This window comes from Mycoplasmopsis gallinarum DSM 19816 (assembly GCF_000621085.1).
Taxonomy (GTDB): Bacteria; Bacillota_I; Bacilli_A; order Mycoplasmatales; family Metamycoplasmataceae; genus Mycoplasmopsis; species Mycoplasmopsis gallinarum.
On the sequence record NZ_JHZE01000010.1, the window covers coordinates 18,019 to 37,789 of the forward strand.

Consider the following 19,771-nt stretch of genomic DNA (forward strand, 5'->3'; position numbering starts at 1 on the left):
TCCTTAAACATATAATTTAATATAATTTAATATTATAAACATTAAAATAGGACAAATATGCAAATAGAAAAATTACTTGAAAAAAAAGAAAATCGTAGCAATAATAATTTTTTTATAAACAATTTTTTTTCCAAAAAAAATAAAGGGCGTTTGAATGAAACCATTTTAACTAATGATCAAGTTAATTTAGTCAATGGCAAATTGCATATCTCTAATTTGCAAGAAAATCAATTCATTAGCGAAATGAATGTTGTGGCAATTGCAAAAAATTTTGCTTCTTTGATTAAAGAACAACAATTAGAAAATGTGACTATTTTTATTGGTACAGATAATGTAAATATCAACAAAGTTTATGCCAATATTGCTGCGCGGGTATTGAGTGAAAATAATTTTAATGTTGAAATTCTTTCTAAAAATAACTTACCATTTAATCTTAATTTTATTTGCAATTCTAAATGAGATTTTAAAATTATTTTTAATATTTCCGAACTGGATACTCAGTTTAGTCAAATTCATTTTTTAGACGTTAATGATTTAGATATTAAAAGAGTTTGATTAATGAAACTATTTGCAGCTGTTAAAAACATTAATAATTTTGCTAACCAAATTCCAAAAAATGAAGCTAAATTAACTATTAGTAATGTTGATAATGACTATAAAACTAAAATGATTACTAAATTTAAAAATTTAAATATTGCAAAAACAAAAATTTCCATTAATTTTGCTAATTTGAATAATTTAAATTTTTATCAAAATTTATTAAATGAAAGTAATTTAAATTATGAATTAATTAATTACAAAAATAAAACAATTAATAATGCAGCAGAAAGTAAATTTTTTAAAAAACAACAATTAAAATCGATGTTTAAACATTACGATTTAAATTTTTTAATTGATACTTATGGACAAGGCATTAATGTCGCAGCGAAAAATAAAAGTATTTATAAATTTTTTAAGACTGATGAAATAGCTGCTTTATATTTAAATTATTTACTTGAATCAGGACAATTGAACAAAATAAATAAAAACAAAATTTTTGTAGCTAAAAGTATTTTATGTGGTTCTCTAACAGAAGAAATTGCTTTAGCTAATCAAATTAAAGTTTTAAATTTTTTAGACTATGACGAAGTTATAAAAAAGGAAATAGCTGAAAATAAACGGGCAATTTTTACATATGATGAAAAAAATCGTTTTACCACTTTAAATGGAGACAAACACGATTTTGATGCCTTAAATTTTTTAATTGAATTATTAAAAATGTATGATTTTTATAAACAAAATCAATTAACTTTATTTGAAGCTTTAAATAAAATTAATAAAAAATATTCTAAATATTTTTATACACTCAAAACTTATGATTTTAATGATGAAAATGCTTTCAAATTTTTGCAAAGAATTAGTAGCCAAAATACATTAGGGAAATATAAAATTCAAAGAATTCAGCACTTTGTTTCAGATAAATTAAATTCTCAAGAAATAGTTATTCAACTGAATTTAGAACAAAACATTAAAGTCTTATTAAAATATTCAAAAACTCTTTCACAAATTGAAATTATGTGTGAAACAGTTGGTCCTGTTGATGATTTAAATCAGTTAATAATCAATGAAAATAATGTAATTAATGCTATTTTAGAATTAAAAGAAGATTATAAAAATAAAAAATTTAGTTTCTGAAATATTTTTAAGTATTTAACTTTTATTGGCTTATTTATAGGTATTTTTGTTTTCTTATTTTACTCTGTTTATAATGTTAAAACTGAAGGAGTTTCTAATCCTAATATTGGACAAATTTTCAATTTAATATGAAAAACTATAACTTATAACACTGCAGCCAAATGATCATTTATTTTATTAGTTGCTTCATTTTTAATTACGATTTTCTTTAACTCTTTAATTTTGAAAAGATTATTACAAATTCAAAAAGAAAAAGTTAATTTTGGGCATATTATTCTCGCCAATATTGTTGGGGTTGTCGCACAAAATATCACACCAAAGGCAATTGGCGGAGATATTGCTACTTATTGATTTTTAAGAAGGCAAGGAATTAATAGAAGTAAGTTAATTTCTGCAATCATTGTAAATACATTTATGTGACAAATTGTCAACATAATTTTAGTTGTCTTTTTTGTGCCGATAGGAATTTATTATTATCAAGAAATTTTGACAGACTTTACTAATCGCAAAACAATTGTTTTTATAATTATGCTTATTTTAGGTCTTACAATAGATACAATAGCTGCGACTTTCTTTTTAGTTTTAACAATGTCTAAAAAAATTCAAAATGCTTTTTTAAATGGAATTACTTGATTTTTAGAATGACTGCCATTTGTTTTTATCTATAACCCTGAAGCAAAAAAAGCAAAATATATTTATGAGTTTTATCAAATTAGACAAGGGTTAAAAACGTGTTTTAAAAATGTCTTTTCATTTATGGAAATTCTATTTTATAAGGGAATAGTTTGAGTTTTAGCTCCAATTACTTTTGTGGCTAAAAGTGCTAATATTGTTCAATCTAATTTACAAGGTGGATGATATTTCAATATCTTGATTTCAACACTATTAATTAAGTCAGCTAATTCCATTTCTCCGACTCCTGGAGGAATAGGGACTAATGATTTCATTAGTCAATATATTTTCAAATCAGTATTTAAAGCTAATCCAGAAATTGGATTAAATAAAGCTGCAGAAAGTTCGTCAATTTTAACGGCAATTTCAACAATTGCTACTGTCGTTATTCCAACAATAATTGGCTTGATTTTCTTAATTATTGTTTTCATTGGTGAAAAAAGAATTGATACCCATAAACAAAAACGCAAAATCGAGAGTTTGATACGGAATGACAATAGTTTAGAAACTCAAAAAATTAAAACAAGATTTTACCCAATTTCGATTACATTTGCAAGTGTATTTTTAATTGGTTTAACACTTTGATTCTTAATTTAAAAGGCGATTTTTCAATCGCTTTTTCATTTAATCTTTGCATTTATAAATTTTTTAATTACAATGATAAATGGTATTTATTTTATAAATACCACATATCAAAAAAGGACTTATATGGATTTATTAACAGAAATTTTAAGCACTCAGGCAATGTGAGGTGCAATTATAGCTACCATTTCCTTTGTTTTAATTGGTTATTTAGCAACCAAAAAAAATATTCTTTCAAAAGAAACAAATGGTAGATTATCAAAATTTACAATTAATTTCATTCTTCCATTTTTATGTATTTCTGCTTTTATGCAAAAAGCCGATGCATCTAAAGCGATTGAAATAGGAATTGTTTTAGGATTATCAGTTGCTTTTTACGTAATTTTTTCAATTATGTCTTGAGTAATTACTAATTACTTTCCAAAATTAATTCCAAATTATATTAATCGTAAAGCTGAAGAATTATTCCATGAAAAAAATTTAAATAGCGAGAATCCAATTACTAAAGAATATGCTAGTCAGTATATTGTTAATAATTATCGAGCAAAATTAACTACTACTCAAATGATGATTGTTTACGGTTCATTACAATTTTTTGCTTACCCATTGATTAAGTCGCTATCAACTACACCAATTTTTGATAGTTTTACTTTAGCACTTGCTCAAACATGATGTATTCCATTTATGATTGGTGCTTTTTCAATTGTGCCAATTATGTATTCAGGAGAAAAATTTAATCGTAAACATCTAGCTCCAATTGCAAAATCATTACTTTCTCCAATGATGATTTGTTTATACATTTCATTAATTTTATGATCAATTCAATTCATTCCATTTTTCCAAAATTCAACTAACAAATATATTAATAATTTCTGAGGTAATTTTGGCTCAAACTTTCCATTTATTAATAAAACAATTCAAACAGGAACTTCAATTGTTTCACCATTAGCTTGAATTGTAATTGGAGGTTCATTAGCTGCTTCAAATCTTAAAGAAGCTGTTAAAGATAAAATGGTTTGAATTACTACTGCAAGAAAATTAATGGTTTTACCTGCATTTATTTTTGTGGTGACTTTAATTTTAGTAATTCCATTTACTAATAAACTTAATGTTGTTAATTATGATGTTGTTAGTCAAGAAGTAGCACAAAATGCAGCTTATGCATTTGAACACAATGATAAATATTATTTAGTCAAAAGTGCAGAGAATGTTGGTCTAATTTCAAGACAAACTGGAGTAATGCTTGTTTTATTAGCGGCTACTCCTCCTGCAACTACTTGTGTATTGTTTGCAACTAATTAAAAACATCCATACACAGGCTATACAGCTGAAGTATCATCATTATCAACTTTACTAGCTATTATCGCTATGCCATTATGAATTTTAATTTCTTATTTAACTTACACATCAATTGTCAGAGTTAATATTGATGCTAATAATTTCACACAAGCCAAAGAATTTATTATTCAAGCACTTCAGCAAGTAGTAGTTTAATCAAACTAATTAATTTAGAATGAAGCAGAAATGCTTCATTTTTTAATATGTAAAAATTTTTTTTACATTTAAAAGACTTTTAGTAATTAAAAGCAAAATTATTAATTATAATTTAAATGATGTTATTTTTATTGGAAAAATCGACATCATTTAACTAACTTTATAAGGGAGAAATATGTCAATAGGATCAACAATAAAAACTATATTGACTGCCCAAGGCTTATGAGGTGCTGTTATTGCAACCATTTCATTTGTTGCTATTGGTTTCTTCGCTACAAGAAAAGGTTACTTTACAAAAGAAACAAACGGTAGAATTTCTAAATTCATTATTGTTTTCATTTTACCATTCCTTTGTCTTTGAGCATTCATGGAACCAGCTAAAACAGAACACTTAAAAGATCTTGGATGAGTAATAGGTGCTAGTGTAGTTTACTACTTAGTAATGGGTGTTATTAGCTGATTAGTAGTAAAATATTGACCACAATTAGTTTCAAAAAACATTACAGCTAAAGCAAATGCTTTATATGAACAAAAATTAGCTGCAGGTCAAATTGAATATACTAAAGCAGCTCACAGAGAATATTATTTAGATATTTATAAACAAAAATTAATTACATCACAAATGATGATTATGTATGGATCATTGCAATTCTTTGCATATCCATTAGTTGCAGCAACTACAGGAATTATTTTTAATGACTTTGCTCCAGCTTTATTACAAATTTGATGTATTCCATATATGATTGGAACATTCTCACACTGTAAATTAATGTACTCAACAGATAAAGAACAAAAAATTAGTGTTAAATCTGTAGCTAAATCAGTATTTAGCCCAATGATGATTATCTTATTCATTTCATTGTTCTTATTCTTAATTCAATTTGCAATTAATCCAGTAGTTCAAAAACATTTAGCAACTAATGCTAATGCACAAAAATGACTATACAACTTCTGAGCAAGCGCAAAAGGTAATTTATCAGCACTTAGCGGAACTGTTGCCAAAGCAGTTGGTGTAATTTCACCTCTTGCATGAATCGTAATTGGTGGATCATTAGCAGCTTCAAAACTTAAAGAAGCATTCAAAGACGTTACAGTTTGAATTACAACAGTAAGAAAATTATTTGTATTACCACTTGTAATTTTCCTTCTTACAATGATATTAGTTTCAACTGGAGCAATTTCAGCTTCAGCAGGAACATTGCTTGTATTACTTGCAGCAACTCCACCTGCTACAGTATGTATGGTTTACTGTGTTGCTTACAACCACCCACATACAGCATTTACAGCTCAAGTATCATCATTAAGTACATTATTGGCGCTTGTAGCAATGCCACTTTGATTAGTTATTTCACACGTTACTTTCTTAGCAATTGCTAAATAAGTAAATTAAAATATTTATCAAAATTAAAATTTATAAATTTAGAAAGGATAAAACTATGAAAAAAATCGTTGTAGTTGGTATGGGTAATGTTGGATTTACCTATGTAAACATAGCGGTTGCTCGTGGCTTACAAGCAGAGTGAATTCTTGTTGATAAAAGAATGGAAATTGCTGAAGCACATGCTCACGACTTTGAAGACATGGTAGCATTAATGCCAAGAAACAACTCAAAATTTAGAGCAGGTACTTTAGCAGATTCAACAGGAGCAGACGTTGTAGTTATTACAGCTTCAATTCCTGCATCAAAAGATGAAATGCACGATCGTTTAGCTTTAGCAGGTGCTAATGCTAACTTAATGAAAACCTTTGCAGAAGAATTAAAAGCTGCAAACTTTAAAGGTATTGTACTTGTGGCAGCTAACCCATGTGATGTTATGGCAGCAGCTATTCACTATGGAACAGGTATGCCATATAAAAAAGTTATTTCAACAGGTACATTCTTAGACTCAGCAAGATTTAGAAAATTAATTGCTCAAAGATTAAATATTTCAGCCGATTCTGTATATGGAAATATGTTAGCAGAACACGGTGCTTCATGTATGGCAGCTTGATCAACTGTTAAAATTGGTGAATCAACCATCGAAGATTTAATCAAAGCAAGAAAATTCAAGAGATCAGAATTAAAAGAAATTGCTGAAGACAGTAAAAAAGAAGCATTCTATATTTACGGAAGAAAAGGAAATACTCAATTCGGTATTGGAACTTCAATTTTCGAAATTACAGATGCTATCATTAATGACAAACGCATTGTTATGCCATTAGGTGTTAAATTACCTAAAGGTTACAAAAATGCAGGTATCTATTCTTCAATCCCTGTAATAGTTGGTAAAAATGGTTATGATTACTTACCAAGCAAAATGCACTTATCAGCTGAAGAATGAAAAGAATTTGAAGAATCAACATCTAAATTAGCAAAAGTACACAAAGAAACTTTAGCAAGAATTGGTTTAGATTTAGACTTCGAATAAAAAAGTATTAATAAAAATCTCAATCTTAGGATTGAGATTTTTTGTAATTATTTTTTGAACAAAAGACGATTAAACTTTAGCCAGATTATCAAAAATTCTTTTAAATACTTTATTATTTTTAGGATCATCGATATATTTTCACAAAGCTTTTCTTTTTTCTTCAAGAACTTTTGGATCTGTATCTAATTCAGAAATAGGTCTAATAGTGTATTTCATATTATTCTTTCCCTTTAAAAATATTAAATAATTTATGATATTTTACTAAATAATGAATTTTTTGTATTCATTCTTTAATTTCTTCCTTAACTTTAGTTTGTCTCATATCCGTTGATAAATTAAAATCTTTATTATTAAAAGAAACCTTAGCAAGAATTGGTTTAGATTTAAACTTCGAATAAAAAAACATTAATAAAAATCTCAATCCTAAGATTGAGATTTTTTAATTATTTTTTGAACAAAAGATGATTAAACTTTAGCAAGATTATCAAAAATTTTTTGAAATTTTTCATAATCTCCACGCTCTTTCATATATTCTCATAGTTTCTTATTATCTTTAGCAAGAGTTTTTGGGCTTACATCAAGATCACTAAAAGATTTTATAGTATATTTCATTTGACAGCCTCCTTTTAAATTAATTTATCATATTTTACTAAATTTAACAGGAATCCTGTTATTATTAAATTTAGAGAAAAAATAAAGATTTTTATTACTTCCAAATTGAAGTAATTCGCTTTTATATTTTTCAATATATTCTCTTAAGAAAGTGTCTAAATCATGTTGATGATTTTCTTTTTCTTTTTTTAATAACATTAATTTTAATTTCATATTTAAATCATATTTAAAAGAAAAAAAGCACAAAATAGAATTAATCCAATTTCTTTTTGTGCTTTTCTTTTAATATTTCATTTTTGCCATATTTTTAGAGTTAAATTTTTCTTTTAAAATTAATAAAACTCTAAATATTGGAGCAAGAACTGCCACATATATAGGCAAAGTAATTGCTGTTTTTAAAATAATTGGATACATTACAATTAAATAATCAACCCCATAAGTTTTTAATTTAGCATTTGGTTTTGATTTTCGAATGTAATTAAATCATTCAATATAAGCAACCGGGCCTAAAATTCATCTAAAAATAATAATTACAATAGCTATTAAGCTAAAAACTAATAAATAATTTATCATTTTATTTGATTTTTTAGTTCTTGCAAAGTAAAACATTAATGCAAGAGAAATTAATAAAAATAAACCATAAATTCCTAAAAACATTAACATTAATAAAGCGGGAATTTGTTTAGTTTTAGATACATTAACTGTTAAATCTGGATTTACTCTCAAGAAAAAAACAGTCAAAATTATTGCATATGAGACCAATAAAATAGGCAAAATCGCATATCTACGAAAATTTAGTGATTTATTAAATCAAATAATAAAATAACCACTAAAAAATGCAATTAATGGAGGAATGATTGCATATAATCAAAATCAAGTTCCTATTGAACCAGTTAATAATAAAGTTAAAGTATCACCAATAATTGCAAGAAACATACCCTTAAATGGCCCAAGAATTAAACCATATAAAACATAAAAAATAAATTCTAATTCAATAGGTACAACTCTTAAAATAGTTCATTTTGCAAAAATCATTACAATGATATGCATGGCTAATAAGATGCCAGAAATTGAAATATCAAAAATAGTAAATTTCGGTATAAATTTTTTCTTTCAATCAACTTTTTCAGCTTCTTTTTGTTTAATTTTTTTAGGTTTTAATTTAAAAAAATTATAAGTATTTGCTGCGTTTTTAAATTTATGTTTAATTGTCATTTAATTATTTTAAATGCAAAAGAAAAAATAAAGAACAAATAAATAAAAAATGATTATTTAGCTTAAAAAAATGTAAATTTTGCACTTTTAACATTTTTATCATTTTTTATTTTCGAAAAAATAAATAAAAATATGGAATACAAATTCCATATTTTTTGATTTTAAATTAAGAATTATTTTTTACTTCTTTTGACTAAAACACCAATCATTGTAGCTGCAAGAGTGGTACTTAAACCTAAAATTAAATATCAAAGTCAACTTAGGTTTTCTTTAACGCCTGCATTATCTTTTAATAATGTTTCGAATAATGATTTTTCAATTTTATTTAGTGAATCATAATTAAGTTTCAATAATTCTTTAACAAGTTTTTTACTTAAATTATCTTCTGGTTTGTAAGTATCAAAATATGAAGTATTTAAGATACTATTAGCAAATTTAACAAAGTTAATTTGATTTAACTGATTTAACTTATTAGTTGTCTCAATAAATTTAGTTTTATCAACATTTTTCAGAGCATCAAAATAACTTATTTCAGCTTGCGCAAAATTTAAATTATATTGATTGTAATTTAGCACAAAAGTTTTGCTTGTATTTAATTTACTATTTAAATTGCTTGATTCAATTAAATTAATTAATTGAACTACTGAATTAATATTGGTATTCAAGTCTTCAATTGCTTTTTCAGTATTAGGATTTTTAACATCTGAAGTATTTCATTGCTCATGCAATCATTTAAGCAATTTACCTTGTTCAATTAATTCAATTAATTTATTAATATCATTAATATCTTCACCATAATTAACTAATTCATCTAAAATGTCTTGAATTTCTTTTGGTAATTCTTTATTATTAGTATCTTTTTGATACTCAATAATTTTTTCATTTAACTTGTCATATAAATCATTAATTTTCTTAGCATTATCATCCATTGCTTTGAAAGTTTGCTTAATTTTATCTAAAATTTCTTGAGTTTCAGTAACTGAAGTATTTGGACTGTCATAGCCTTTAGGGACTTCATTATTAATTAATTTCTTACCATTATCAACCGCTTCATCATAAGCATCTTTTTTATCTTGATCTGCATGTTGATATTCATAAGTATCAATCACATCAGGATATTTATCTGTTAATTCTTTAATTTGATTGATTAAATCATTTAATTTAGCAGCAGTGTCTTTATTAGTTTTTGCTTCATCTAAATCGCTAGTTTTGATTTGATTAATTAAGTGATCTTTTTGACTTTGATTAATTAAATTACTTTGATTATTAATTGCATCTTGATTAACATAATCAATTAATGCTTGTTTTTGTTTTTGAATTTCATCAATCTGACCTTGAATTTCATCTAAAGCTTTTTGTTCTTGGCTACTATTATTAGTTGTATTATTTTTGGCAACTTCATTAACTTGGGCAATTAATTGATTTTTCTCATTATTTGATAAATAATCATTTGCTTTAATTGTTTCAATTAAAGCAATTTCTTTACCATTTAATCTTTGGTAAGCAGCATCTAAAGAATTTCTGTTAGTTTGCTTATCAATTAAATTATCTAAATTAAATTGATTATTGCTATCTTGTCCATTATCAGTTGTAGATTGACTTAATTCTTTGGCTTTATGCAAGATTTCATCAAAATCAGTTTTATTATCCGCTTTATGATATTTAATGTTAGATTGATCGGCAATTAATTCATCGTAGTGATTAATTAAATCATGCAATTTCTTCATTTTGTCATTAATTGGACTATAGGCTTCGAAGTTTTTCAGAGCTTGATTATAATCTGGTGCCTTAATTAAACTATCTTTTAAATCTGCTTTTTGTTTTGGATTTAAATATGGATAGGTTTTATCAATTTGATTAATTAAATCAGTAACTTTAGCTTTTTTAACAAACTCATCAACTTCTTCTTTGGTAGTGCTTTTATCGATATTGTCTTTAACTTGAGATTTTTCATTATCATTTAAATCGTCAAGACCATCAATTATTACTTTTGCTTCTTTTTTATACTTATCTAATTCAGTTAAAAATCCACTTAAAGTAATAGTTTTGGATTTTTCAGAAACAATATCTGTTAAGTTTTCTTTAGTTGAAGCAATTTTGTATGAGAAGGTAATTGAACCATCTGTATCATTAGCAACTAAATCAATAATTTTTAAGTTTGCTTGATGTAAAGCTTCATTATCTAAATTAGTATCAAAATATGTACCTAAATTATTTAATACTTCTTCTTTATTAGCTAATAATTCAGAAGGTAAAATCTCATTTTGATTGTTTAATTTATAACTTGCATGAGCTTCAATTGTATCATTTGCCAATAAATTATTAATTCTAGCTTGTTCTGTTAAGAAACCATTAATAGTAAAAGTCTTGTCATCAACATGAATGTCATTTAATCCTTCTCTTGTTGAATAAATACTATAAGTTCCATTTAATGAACCAGTTCGATCATTACGAGTTTTATTATTAATTGTAATATTGGCAGTTTTAGCATCATTTTGAGTCATATTACTGATAGTAATATTTGGATCTGAGGCTTGAATTTGATCTTTATTAGTAATACTATTAGCAAAATCAAAAGTAAGACCTTGCAATCTTTGTAATTCAGTTTTAAAGCCACTTAATTTAGTTGCATTATCACTTCTAGTTTGATTAATAACAATTTCAGCACCTTCTAAACCTGGTTGGGTTGATTGTAAAGTATAAGTAACTTTAATATAACCTTCACGATCATCACGCTCAGTAATAGTTAATGAATTTTCTTTAACTTTAATATTATGTTGTTCTAAATTTTCATTGCTGTTTAATTTAACAATTACTTTTGAATCAATTACATCATCTTTATTATAAAGTGGTAAATATTGATTGCGGTTTGCAAAATCAAGCGCAATTTGTGGTAAGAAATCTTCAATTCTTCTTTTCTCTTCTTCAGTATTAGTTAAGAAGCCAGCAAAATTAACAGGAGTTGATTCTTTAGAAATTACTTGTTGTTCATCGAAAGTTTCTTTTCAATTACTTACTAATTTTTTCAAATCAGTTTGATCAGTATTTACTTTTCTATTTGAAATTAATTTGTATTTAACTCCAATTTTACCTGTATTATCATTAGCATCTGTTAGAAGTAAGTCAGAAATATGATTGCTTGTGTTATCGCCATTTTCTTTAATTGCAGCACTAAAATCATCTTTAGTTAAAGTTGAAGCTTTTTCATTTGCTTTATTAACAGTGTCATTTAATGAAATGTTATATGGATTAGTATCAACTAATTTATTTAATCTTTGTAATTCTGTTTCAAAACCACTAATAATAATTTCTTTAGTATCAGAAACTACAGACTTAAAGTCTGGTTTAGTTGATCTGATTTGGAAGCTTAAACGAATTTCGCCAGTTAAATCATTGTAACCAACAATTTGTTGATTAGTAAATTCATAATTATCTCTATCAAATGTATTTCAAGTTCAATTAGTGGTTGCGTCTTTTAAACTTGAAGCTTGTTCATTTGCTTTATTTGGATAATCAATACGATAAAGAACACCATTTTCAACTTTGTCACTAAAATCAAGAGAATCTAATCTTTCTTTTTCAATTTGCGCTAATGTTTTAAAGCCGCTTAAAGTACCTGATTGATTATGTTCACTGCTTGAAGTTACAGTATTTAAGTTTTGTGAATGAACCACACCTCTATTAGAAATAATTTGTCAAGTATAACTAATTTTACCTGTATTATCATTAGCTGATTTATCTACTACTTTTAAGTTATAGCTTGTATCTTTATTAGTTTCTAATTTATTTAAAATTAAATCTTTTAATAATTTTGATGCAGTTCATTTATTATATTGGTCGCTTGCAAGATTTTTAATTCCAGCTTCAATTGCTAAGTTTTTTATAATTTCATCAAGACGCATTTGCTCAGTTTTAAAGCCTTTAATTTGTGCGTATTTATTATCTGAAACTACATTTTTATAAACTTCATCGCTTTTTTGAGAAACTAAATGGTATGTAATTCCAATATAACCATCAATTTCATGTCTTGCATCAATACTATCAATTACAACTTCGGCTTCTGGATTAGATTCTTGAATAGTTGCAATTACTTTGTCAATAACTGCATTTGAAGGTAAAGTGGTAGTTTTGTTTTCATAATCTAATACAACAGTTAAATTGTTTAAACGTGCTTTTTCTGCTTCTTGATCAATTTTATCTTGTTCTGCTTTAGTTCTAAAACCAGATACACTAATAGAACCTAAATCATTATTATCTGAAACAGGTTTTACAAAAGGAGTATTAGGATCAACTGCTCAATTAGAAATTAATTGATCTTGAGTTTTGGTTGATCTAAGTTCAGCTGCAATATTAGCAATTCCTGCATTATCATCAACACTTACTTTAGAAATATTAATTAATTCAGCTTTATTTTGGGTACTTTGAGTATAGTAGAAATTGCTTAAATTATTATCAGTAGTTGCTTTTGAAGGCATCAATAATGATTTTTGTGGATAATCAACATTAATATTTTGATTATACATTTCTTGACGTAAGTTATTTAATCTACCTTTTTCACTTAAATAATTATTAATAATAATTTCTTTTGTTTCTGAAACGACATCTTGACCATTTTTGTTACTAATAACTTTAAATTCAACTTTTAAAGCTCCAATTACATCATTATAACCACTTACATTTGTGATGCTAATTCTTTCGTTAGTATGATTATCTGGAGTTTTGAAAGTTAAGTTAATATCATTATATTTAGTAGCATTATTGAAAGTAGAAGCTAATTGACTTGCATCACCTAAACCAACAAATTCATCATTGGTATAGGCATCAATGATTTCTTTTTCTCTTTCAATTGGGCTTTGGAAACCAGCAATAGTAATTTCTTTAGTGATACTTGAAGTAACATCTTTTAAATTATCTTTAGTAGAAGTTAAATTATAAGTAACAATTACTTGTTGATCATTTTTTGGATCTGGTTTTACATCAGTAATTGTGATTTTAGCTTTTGAATCACTTAATGATGTTTGATTTGGACTCAACATTTCTTTAGTTACTTCTGAAGCTAAAACTTTATTTTGGGCTTTTTTGCCTGTATAAGTAATTTCCTTAGTGATTGTATTATCATTGATTACTTTGTTTAATCTTTCACTTTCAGTTAAAGTATTAAAAGCCGCAGTTCTTACTTGAGTAGAAACAATATCATCTAAACCAGTTCTTTTTGATTTAATCTTGTATTCAACGGTAAATGCTCCAGTTTTATCATTAATAGAATTTGAAACAATTTTAACTTCATAAGCTTCATCTGTTTCGCTTGTAGCAAAAATAATATCGCTTGGTTCTATTTCAGAAGCAGTTTTATTTAATTTAGCACTTTCTTTTAAAGTAGGTTGATAACTAAGAGCATCAATTCTTTCTTGCTCAGTTTTATATTTATCCTTAGTTGCTAATTTGAAAGTATAAGTTTTATCTGCGGTTTCTACATCTCTAAAATTATCTTTAGTTGATCTTAATTTATATGAAATAGTTAGATTACCACTGCGATCATCTTGATTAGTAATAGTTAAATCAACTAGTTTAGCCTCACTATTATCAGGTAAAATTACAGCTAAAGCACTATCAATGTTAGTAGCCGAAATTTCAGAAGGCATAAGTTGTGCATTTTTATTTTGATATGAAACTTTTAATGCGTCTAAACGATTAGCTTCTTCAGAACGAGGAGTTAAATAACCCTCAAACTCTGCTCAATCAGATATTTTAGATTTAATAGGATCTACCTTAGCAACAGCAGGTTCTCAGTTTTTTGAAACTAAATCTTTTCTAGTTGAAATTAATTGATAAGCTAGGTATGCTTCTCCTGTATCCTCAAAATCATAAATTAATGGACCAATATTAATTTCAACATTTTGATTAGTAAGAGAATCTGGATAATTAGTATCAAAATCAGCTAATGTTAATTCAGAAGTTTTTTTGTTTGTTGTTCCTGATTTTTGACTAATAACAGAATTAGGATCAGCACTATCAACTAATTCATTTATTCTGTCTACTTCAGTTTTAAAACCAGAAATAGTTACATATTTTTCTTCTGATTTCACAGTTTGAAGATTTTCTTTAGCTGATTGTAATTTAAAACCTAATTTAATTTGTCCAGTAATATCGTTATAAGCAACAATTCTTTTTTCAACAAAGGTATATTGACCATCTGTTTCAGGACTTCAAGTTCATTTATCGCTATTTAAATCATTTAAATCCACTTGAGAAGCTAAAATGTCAGATTTATTACTTCTGTCAATTCTATAACCATTTAAGCTATCTAATCTAGTTTTTTCACCATTTTTAAATCCAGTAATCATTACACTATTAGCATCAGATTGTGGAGCAGTATAAGTAATATTTGTTAAATTATTATCACTTCTTCAGAATAAATCTTCTTTAGTTTTAGTAGAAGTTAAAGTGAAGTTTAAAGTGCTTCTACCATAATCAGCTTCGGGATTAATATTTTTAATATCAAAAGTTAATTTGTCATTTGTTGCATTTGGATATGAATAATTAGTTTTAGTTGTAGCAGTTGTTGAATTGGCTAATTCATTTGCAGCTGTAAAATTAAGATTAATTTTACTTGAATCTTTATTAATACTATTAGCAATAGTATTTAATCTTTGTTTTTCAGTTTGATAATTATCTTTAGTATCTGCTTTAAAAGCGTAAGTTTGCACTTTAGTTTTAACATCAGTTAAATTAGCTTTAGTTGAAACTATTTCATAAGTAATTTCAAGTTTACCATCTACATCATTAGCAGCAACTACTTTAATATTTTCTATAGTTGCTTGTGAATCGTTATCATTAATTGCGACACTAAAAGGACTTTGATCAGTTGCATAATTTTTAGCCACATTAGTTGCAAACAATGTTGGTTCGTTGTTAGTATGATTAATAGTTAAACTATATAAACGAGTGCTTTCATCAAGTTTAGTTTTAAGTTTACTTAATTGATCTTTTAAATCTTTGAAATTAGTTAATGCTTTGGTGTAAAGTCCTTGATAATTATTTGGATCGCTTTGTTCCACTTTATTAAATTTATCTTTATTTTCATTACCATCTTGTAAATTCAAGTTGTAAGCAGCAATTAATTTAGCATTTAAGTTATCAGCAGCAGTTTTAAGTGAATCAATAGCATTTTTATAACCTAAATTACTATCAACTACATAATTGGTTTTTCAATCGCTTATATTATTTAATTCCTTACCAATCGCTAGGTCTAAGGCTTTAACTTTGGCAAATTGACTTTCTTTAGCACTATCGTCGCCAGTCATAGCGTCAATTTCTTTTAACAATTGTTGCTTCAATTCAACTGTCATGTATTTTAATTCATTTTGTCTTGGTAAATATGAACTAGATCCATCTAATTTTGATTTAGCATCTTCAAGATTTCTTAATAAAGTTTGAATTTCTGCGCTATTAGTAATTGGAGTAGTAGCAGAATCATCAATTACTGCTTTAGTTTGATCAATAAATTTTTTGTAATTGTCTTTTTCACTTTTAGTTTTTTCATAAACATAAAGCTCATCAGTAATTTCACCATTTTGATTTGGCTTAAGTGAATTAGGTAATTTATTATAGTAATCTTTTAATGCTTTCATTTGGGTATTTAAATTACTTGCATTTGTTTTGAATGTTTCATAATTTTCAGGATTTACATAATTACTATCATTACTATCTGTAATATTTATTTGATCAATTAAAGCTTGTTTTTGCTTAGCAGTTAAACTAGTTAATGAGCGAATGTGATCAACTATGACTGCTCTATCATAAATTGGTTTTAAATTAGCATCATTACCAAATTGAGTAAATTCTTCACTTATTGGATTAAGTTCTGCTTCATTGATTAATCTTGAAAATTCTTCCTTATCAGTTTCAGTTAAATTAGTTAAATCATTTAATTTTGTAATTAAATTACTTTTAGCTTTAGCAAAAATTTTATTAATTTGTTCTGCTAATTCACTATTATTTGCACTTCAAACAGCATCTTTAACTGTTCCATCATTACTTTCATAGTTATTTTTTAATTTTGCTAATAAAGTAGCAAAGTCTTGTCTTTCAGTTTCATCACTTTCAACATAAATAAATGAATCAACTGCTTTTTGAGCTTGATTTTTATTACCATTTAAAGCATTTAAACTTTCAGTTAATAAATTAAGTCCATTATCTAATTTAGTTTTCAAGTTGTTAAACTTAGCATAATCAGTTAAAAAGCCTTTACTTGGATCATTTACAAAGATTTTTTGATATTCTGCATTGTCAAAAGCATCAATAAATTTATTGTATTTTTCGCCATCTGCATGAGAACTTAGAGTATTTTCAAAAACAGTTTCTTTTCAACTTCCATCGGCATTTTTTAAATTATTGTTAATTCAAGTTACATAATCATTTAAATATTTACGCTTCAAAATTGCATCAGCAACTTCTGCTTGGAATTGCTTCAATGTTTCTAAATTGGTACTTGAATTGGTTTCAATTAAGTTATCAATACCACCATTAGTTGCAGTCAATTTAAACTGATTATTGATAATATCAATTGCTTTGTCTTTAAATAATTTAACTAAATTATCTTTTTCAGCTTGGGTCAAACTTTGGTATGCTTCAGGATAATTTTTACTAAACTCACTAGTTGCGAGATCATTAATCTTACCACTAATTGTATTGTCATTAGCAACTTTGTATCCATCTAATTTTGCTACTTCTTCATCATAGGTTTGGTGATTAGGGCCTAAAATTTGATTTAATTCAATACCTCATTCAGTAGCTGTTCGTTGTCCTGATGGAAGATCTTCATTATTTTTTAATTTTTCTTTTCCAGTATTTAAATATTCGTGCATCTGCACAATCATATTTTTTAAATCTTGGGTAGAAGAATAAGCAAAATTAAGTTGAGAAATTAATTTATTTGGCTCAACTGACAATGACTTGTTACTATCAGAATAATAAATTTCATCAATATCAGATGCAAATTGAATCATAGGAATCATTCTTCTTAATAAATTCATATATGTATTTACATATTTTCTATTACTATTTAAATTATGATCATCGAATCAAACATCTGAACTATTTCGATTTTCACCTCTATCTTTAAATTCGTTATCAATGAATTTATGAACTAAATCATTAACTCAACCTGATAAATTAGGAAATTCAGATTCTAGCATTTGCTCGATTCTTAACCTATCAGTCACAAGCGGAGTGTATACCAAATCATTAAAAACATAAAAACCTTGAGAATCTTTTGTTGTAGAAGAAAGTTTAGCCTCTGCAATTTGTCATTGATTGTTAAATTCAGTATTTTTAATAGTTGCTTTTAATTTCAAAGAGCTTAAATCAATATCGTTAAGAGCTAAATTTAAATTGTATTCGCTATAGTATTCTTTTAGATTATTAGCTTTGTTATATTGATTTCTATCTAAATCAAATAATTTAAGTTCTGTACCAGCTTGATTAGTGTAATAAACACCTACTTCGTACAATTTATTATCAATTTCATCATCTTCTCTACGTCTAAATGATTTTGGTAAATAAAGATTTGATTCTTGAGAATTAAGAATTTCTTTAATTCTAAATTTGTATTGAGTTGAATTAGCTCTTTTACTTCTTATGATAAATCCAGATTCACCTTCAAAACCAGAGTTAAATCCAACATCAAAAAGAGTATAAGCCCCACCTAAAAAGGTTGGCACAGAAGTTTTGCCATTTCATTGAAAATTAGGATTATCAACTGTTTCAAATTCAACAACTACGACGTTGTTTAATCATCCTCTATTTCTAGCATTCGGTGCATCAATGAAGAAAGTGAACATATATCCAGCATTTTGGTTTAATAAATTTCAAAAACCAGCACCTTTATTATTTAATAATTCTTCATCATATAAACCATCTTGTTTTAATCTGGCTGCAACCTTTCCACCATCAAAGTCATTAATTTTTTTAGTAGATTTGTGATAAAAACCTGGCTTTCCCCTTCCAAGTGATGTAACTGGATCGTTAATTAATCTATTAGCAATTACTTCACGATTATCACGAGTTAAACCATTTCTTTCGGCAACTGCTAATTCTTCTGCAGTTCAAGGATAAGCGGAATTGGTTCATAATCCTCTTAATCTAATTTCACTATTATTGTTATAACCAGCTGCACCAGTGGTGCTTGTATTTTCAGGATTTACTCAGTTAACAATATTTTGTCATTTATCTTCAAAATAAGGGTTTTGAGAATAAAGAGGGTTAATAAAAGTGTAATTATCCTTATTTGTAGGTAATTTGGTTCAAGAAACAGGAATTTCTTTTGTAGAAACATTTGCATAATCAATTTGATTAATATCAGCTGGATAAAATGAAAATTTGACAACTGAATCATTTGCTAAAATCATATCTTCAGAAAAATAGAAACCACCTAAATATCTGTTTTCTCTAAAACTAGATGGTTGTTGTTTATGATAAATTAATTTTCATTTTCTCTTTTTACCATCTAATGATTTAGGATCAACTCAATTAGCTTCTTTGCTAAATCTATCAATATATTTTGTGTCTAAAAAACGAGGATCTCTATTGTTTGTGATGGTTGGATCACCGACAGTGACAAAATTTTGAGTTCCAATATAACCTTCAAATCTATAATCTACACTACCATCTCATGAACCATATGGACTATATCTTGAATTAGAATAAATGTCAGTATCTTCATAAAAGAAACTGTCATATTTAGTATCAGTAGTATCTTTACCCATATAGATAGGAACTAACCCAGAAAAAGGAATTAAAAATACGGATGAAGAAAGAGTAGCGCCTAAAAGCCTAAATATATTTTTTTTCTTCATAAATGAAGTCTCCTATTATTTTTTTAAATAAATATAAACACATTAAGATAAACATAAAAATAACTCAATCCAATGCGAGTTACTATTAATGATTTCAAAACACATATAAAATCACTCTTACATAAGTTTATATATATATATATATATATATAACTTTTTATCTTTTTTAAAAATAAATAGATAACATTTAAATTTAGGTAAATTTAGAATTCTTAATTAAACAATTAAAAAGTGAAAAAACAACGCAAAAATTCCATA

11 protein-coding genes are annotated in these 19,771 nt (G+C 26.1%); 5 read left to right on the forward strand and 6 right to left on the reverse strand.

Annotation, left to right across the window (positions count from 1 at the left end; genetic code table 4):
- The first annotated feature begins 57 nt into the window (after positions 1-57).
- The 5 genes from Q346_RS0102465 to Q346_RS0102480 all read left to right on the forward strand — a co-directional run bounded on the left by Q346_RS0102465 (position 58) and on the right by Q346_RS0102480 (position 6,830).
- Positions 58-2,943, forward strand: a complete 2,886-nt coding sequence (locus Q346_RS0102465; protein ID WP_027332924.1) for a lysylphosphatidylglycerol synthase transmembrane domain-containing protein — start codon at positions 58-60, stop codon at positions 2,941-2,943.
- Positions 2,944-3,054: 111 nt separating this feature from the next.
- A complete protein-coding gene (locus tag Q346_RS03855; protein ID WP_051521798.1) occupies positions 3,055-4,230 on the forward strand; it encodes an AEC family transporter in 1,176 nt (391 codons plus the stop codon).
- 66 nt (positions 4,231-4,296) lie between these two features.
- Positions 4,297-4,422, forward strand: coding sequence for a hypothetical protein (locus tag Q346_RS04245; RefSeq protein ID WP_280513012.1), 126 nt, complete (start codon positions 4,297-4,299; stop codon positions 4,420-4,422).
- 175 nt (positions 4,423-4,597) lie between these two features.
- Positions 4,598-5,803 carry an AEC family transporter gene (locus Q346_RS0102475; protein WP_051521799.1) on the forward strand — a complete coding sequence of 402 codons (1,206 nt, stop codon included), beginning with the start codon at positions 4,598-4,600 and terminating at the stop codon, positions 5,801-5,803.
- A 55-nt stretch (positions 5,804-5,858) separates the two neighbouring features.
- Entirely contained in the window at positions 5,859-6,830 is a 972-nt protein-coding gene (locus Q346_RS0102480) for a lactate/malate family dehydrogenase (protein WP_027332926.1), read from the forward strand.
- Between the two features lie 69 nt (positions 6,831-6,899).
- On the opposite strand, the gene Q346_RS04150 is transcribed toward Q346_RS0102480, so the two are convergent.
- From Q346_RS04150 to Q346_RS0102510, 6 genes are all read right to left on the reverse strand, one after another.
- On the reverse strand, positions 6,900-7,046 hold the full coding sequence (locus Q346_RS04150; protein ID WP_155946929.1) for a hypothetical protein: 147 nt from the start codon (positions 7,044-7,046) through the stop codon (positions 6,900-6,902).
- Between the two features lies 1 nt (position 7,047).
- Positions 7,048-7,236 (reverse strand): hypothetical protein, encoded by a 189-nt coding sequence (locus Q346_RS0102490; protein ID WP_027332927.1) that lies wholly within the window; start codon positions 7,234-7,236, stop codon positions 7,048-7,050.
- Positions 7,237-7,295: 59 nt separating this feature from the next.
- Complete coding sequence (locus Q346_RS04155) at positions 7,296-7,442, reverse strand: hypothetical protein (RefSeq protein WP_155946930.1); 147 nt, start codon at positions 7,440-7,442, stop codon at positions 7,296-7,298.
- Between the two features lie 24 nt (positions 7,443-7,466).
- A complete protein-coding gene (locus Q346_RS0102500) occupies positions 7,467-7,655 on the reverse strand; it encodes a hypothetical protein (protein ID WP_027332928.1) in 189 nt (62 codons plus the stop codon).
- 69 nt (positions 7,656-7,724) lie between these two features.
- Positions 7,725-8,657, reverse strand: a complete 933-nt coding sequence (locus tag Q346_RS0102505; RefSeq protein ID WP_027332929.1) for a cytochrome ubiquinol oxidase subunit I — start codon at positions 8,655-8,657, stop codon at positions 7,725-7,727.
- Between the two features lie 173 nt (positions 8,658-8,830).
- The gene (locus Q346_RS0102510; protein ID WP_027332930.1) at positions 8,831-19,513 is read right to left on the reverse strand and encodes a GA module-containing protein; all 10,683 of its coding nucleotides are present in this window, start codon (positions 19,511-19,513) and stop codon (positions 8,831-8,833) included.
- Between the last annotated feature and the right edge of the window lie 258 nt (positions 19,514-19,771).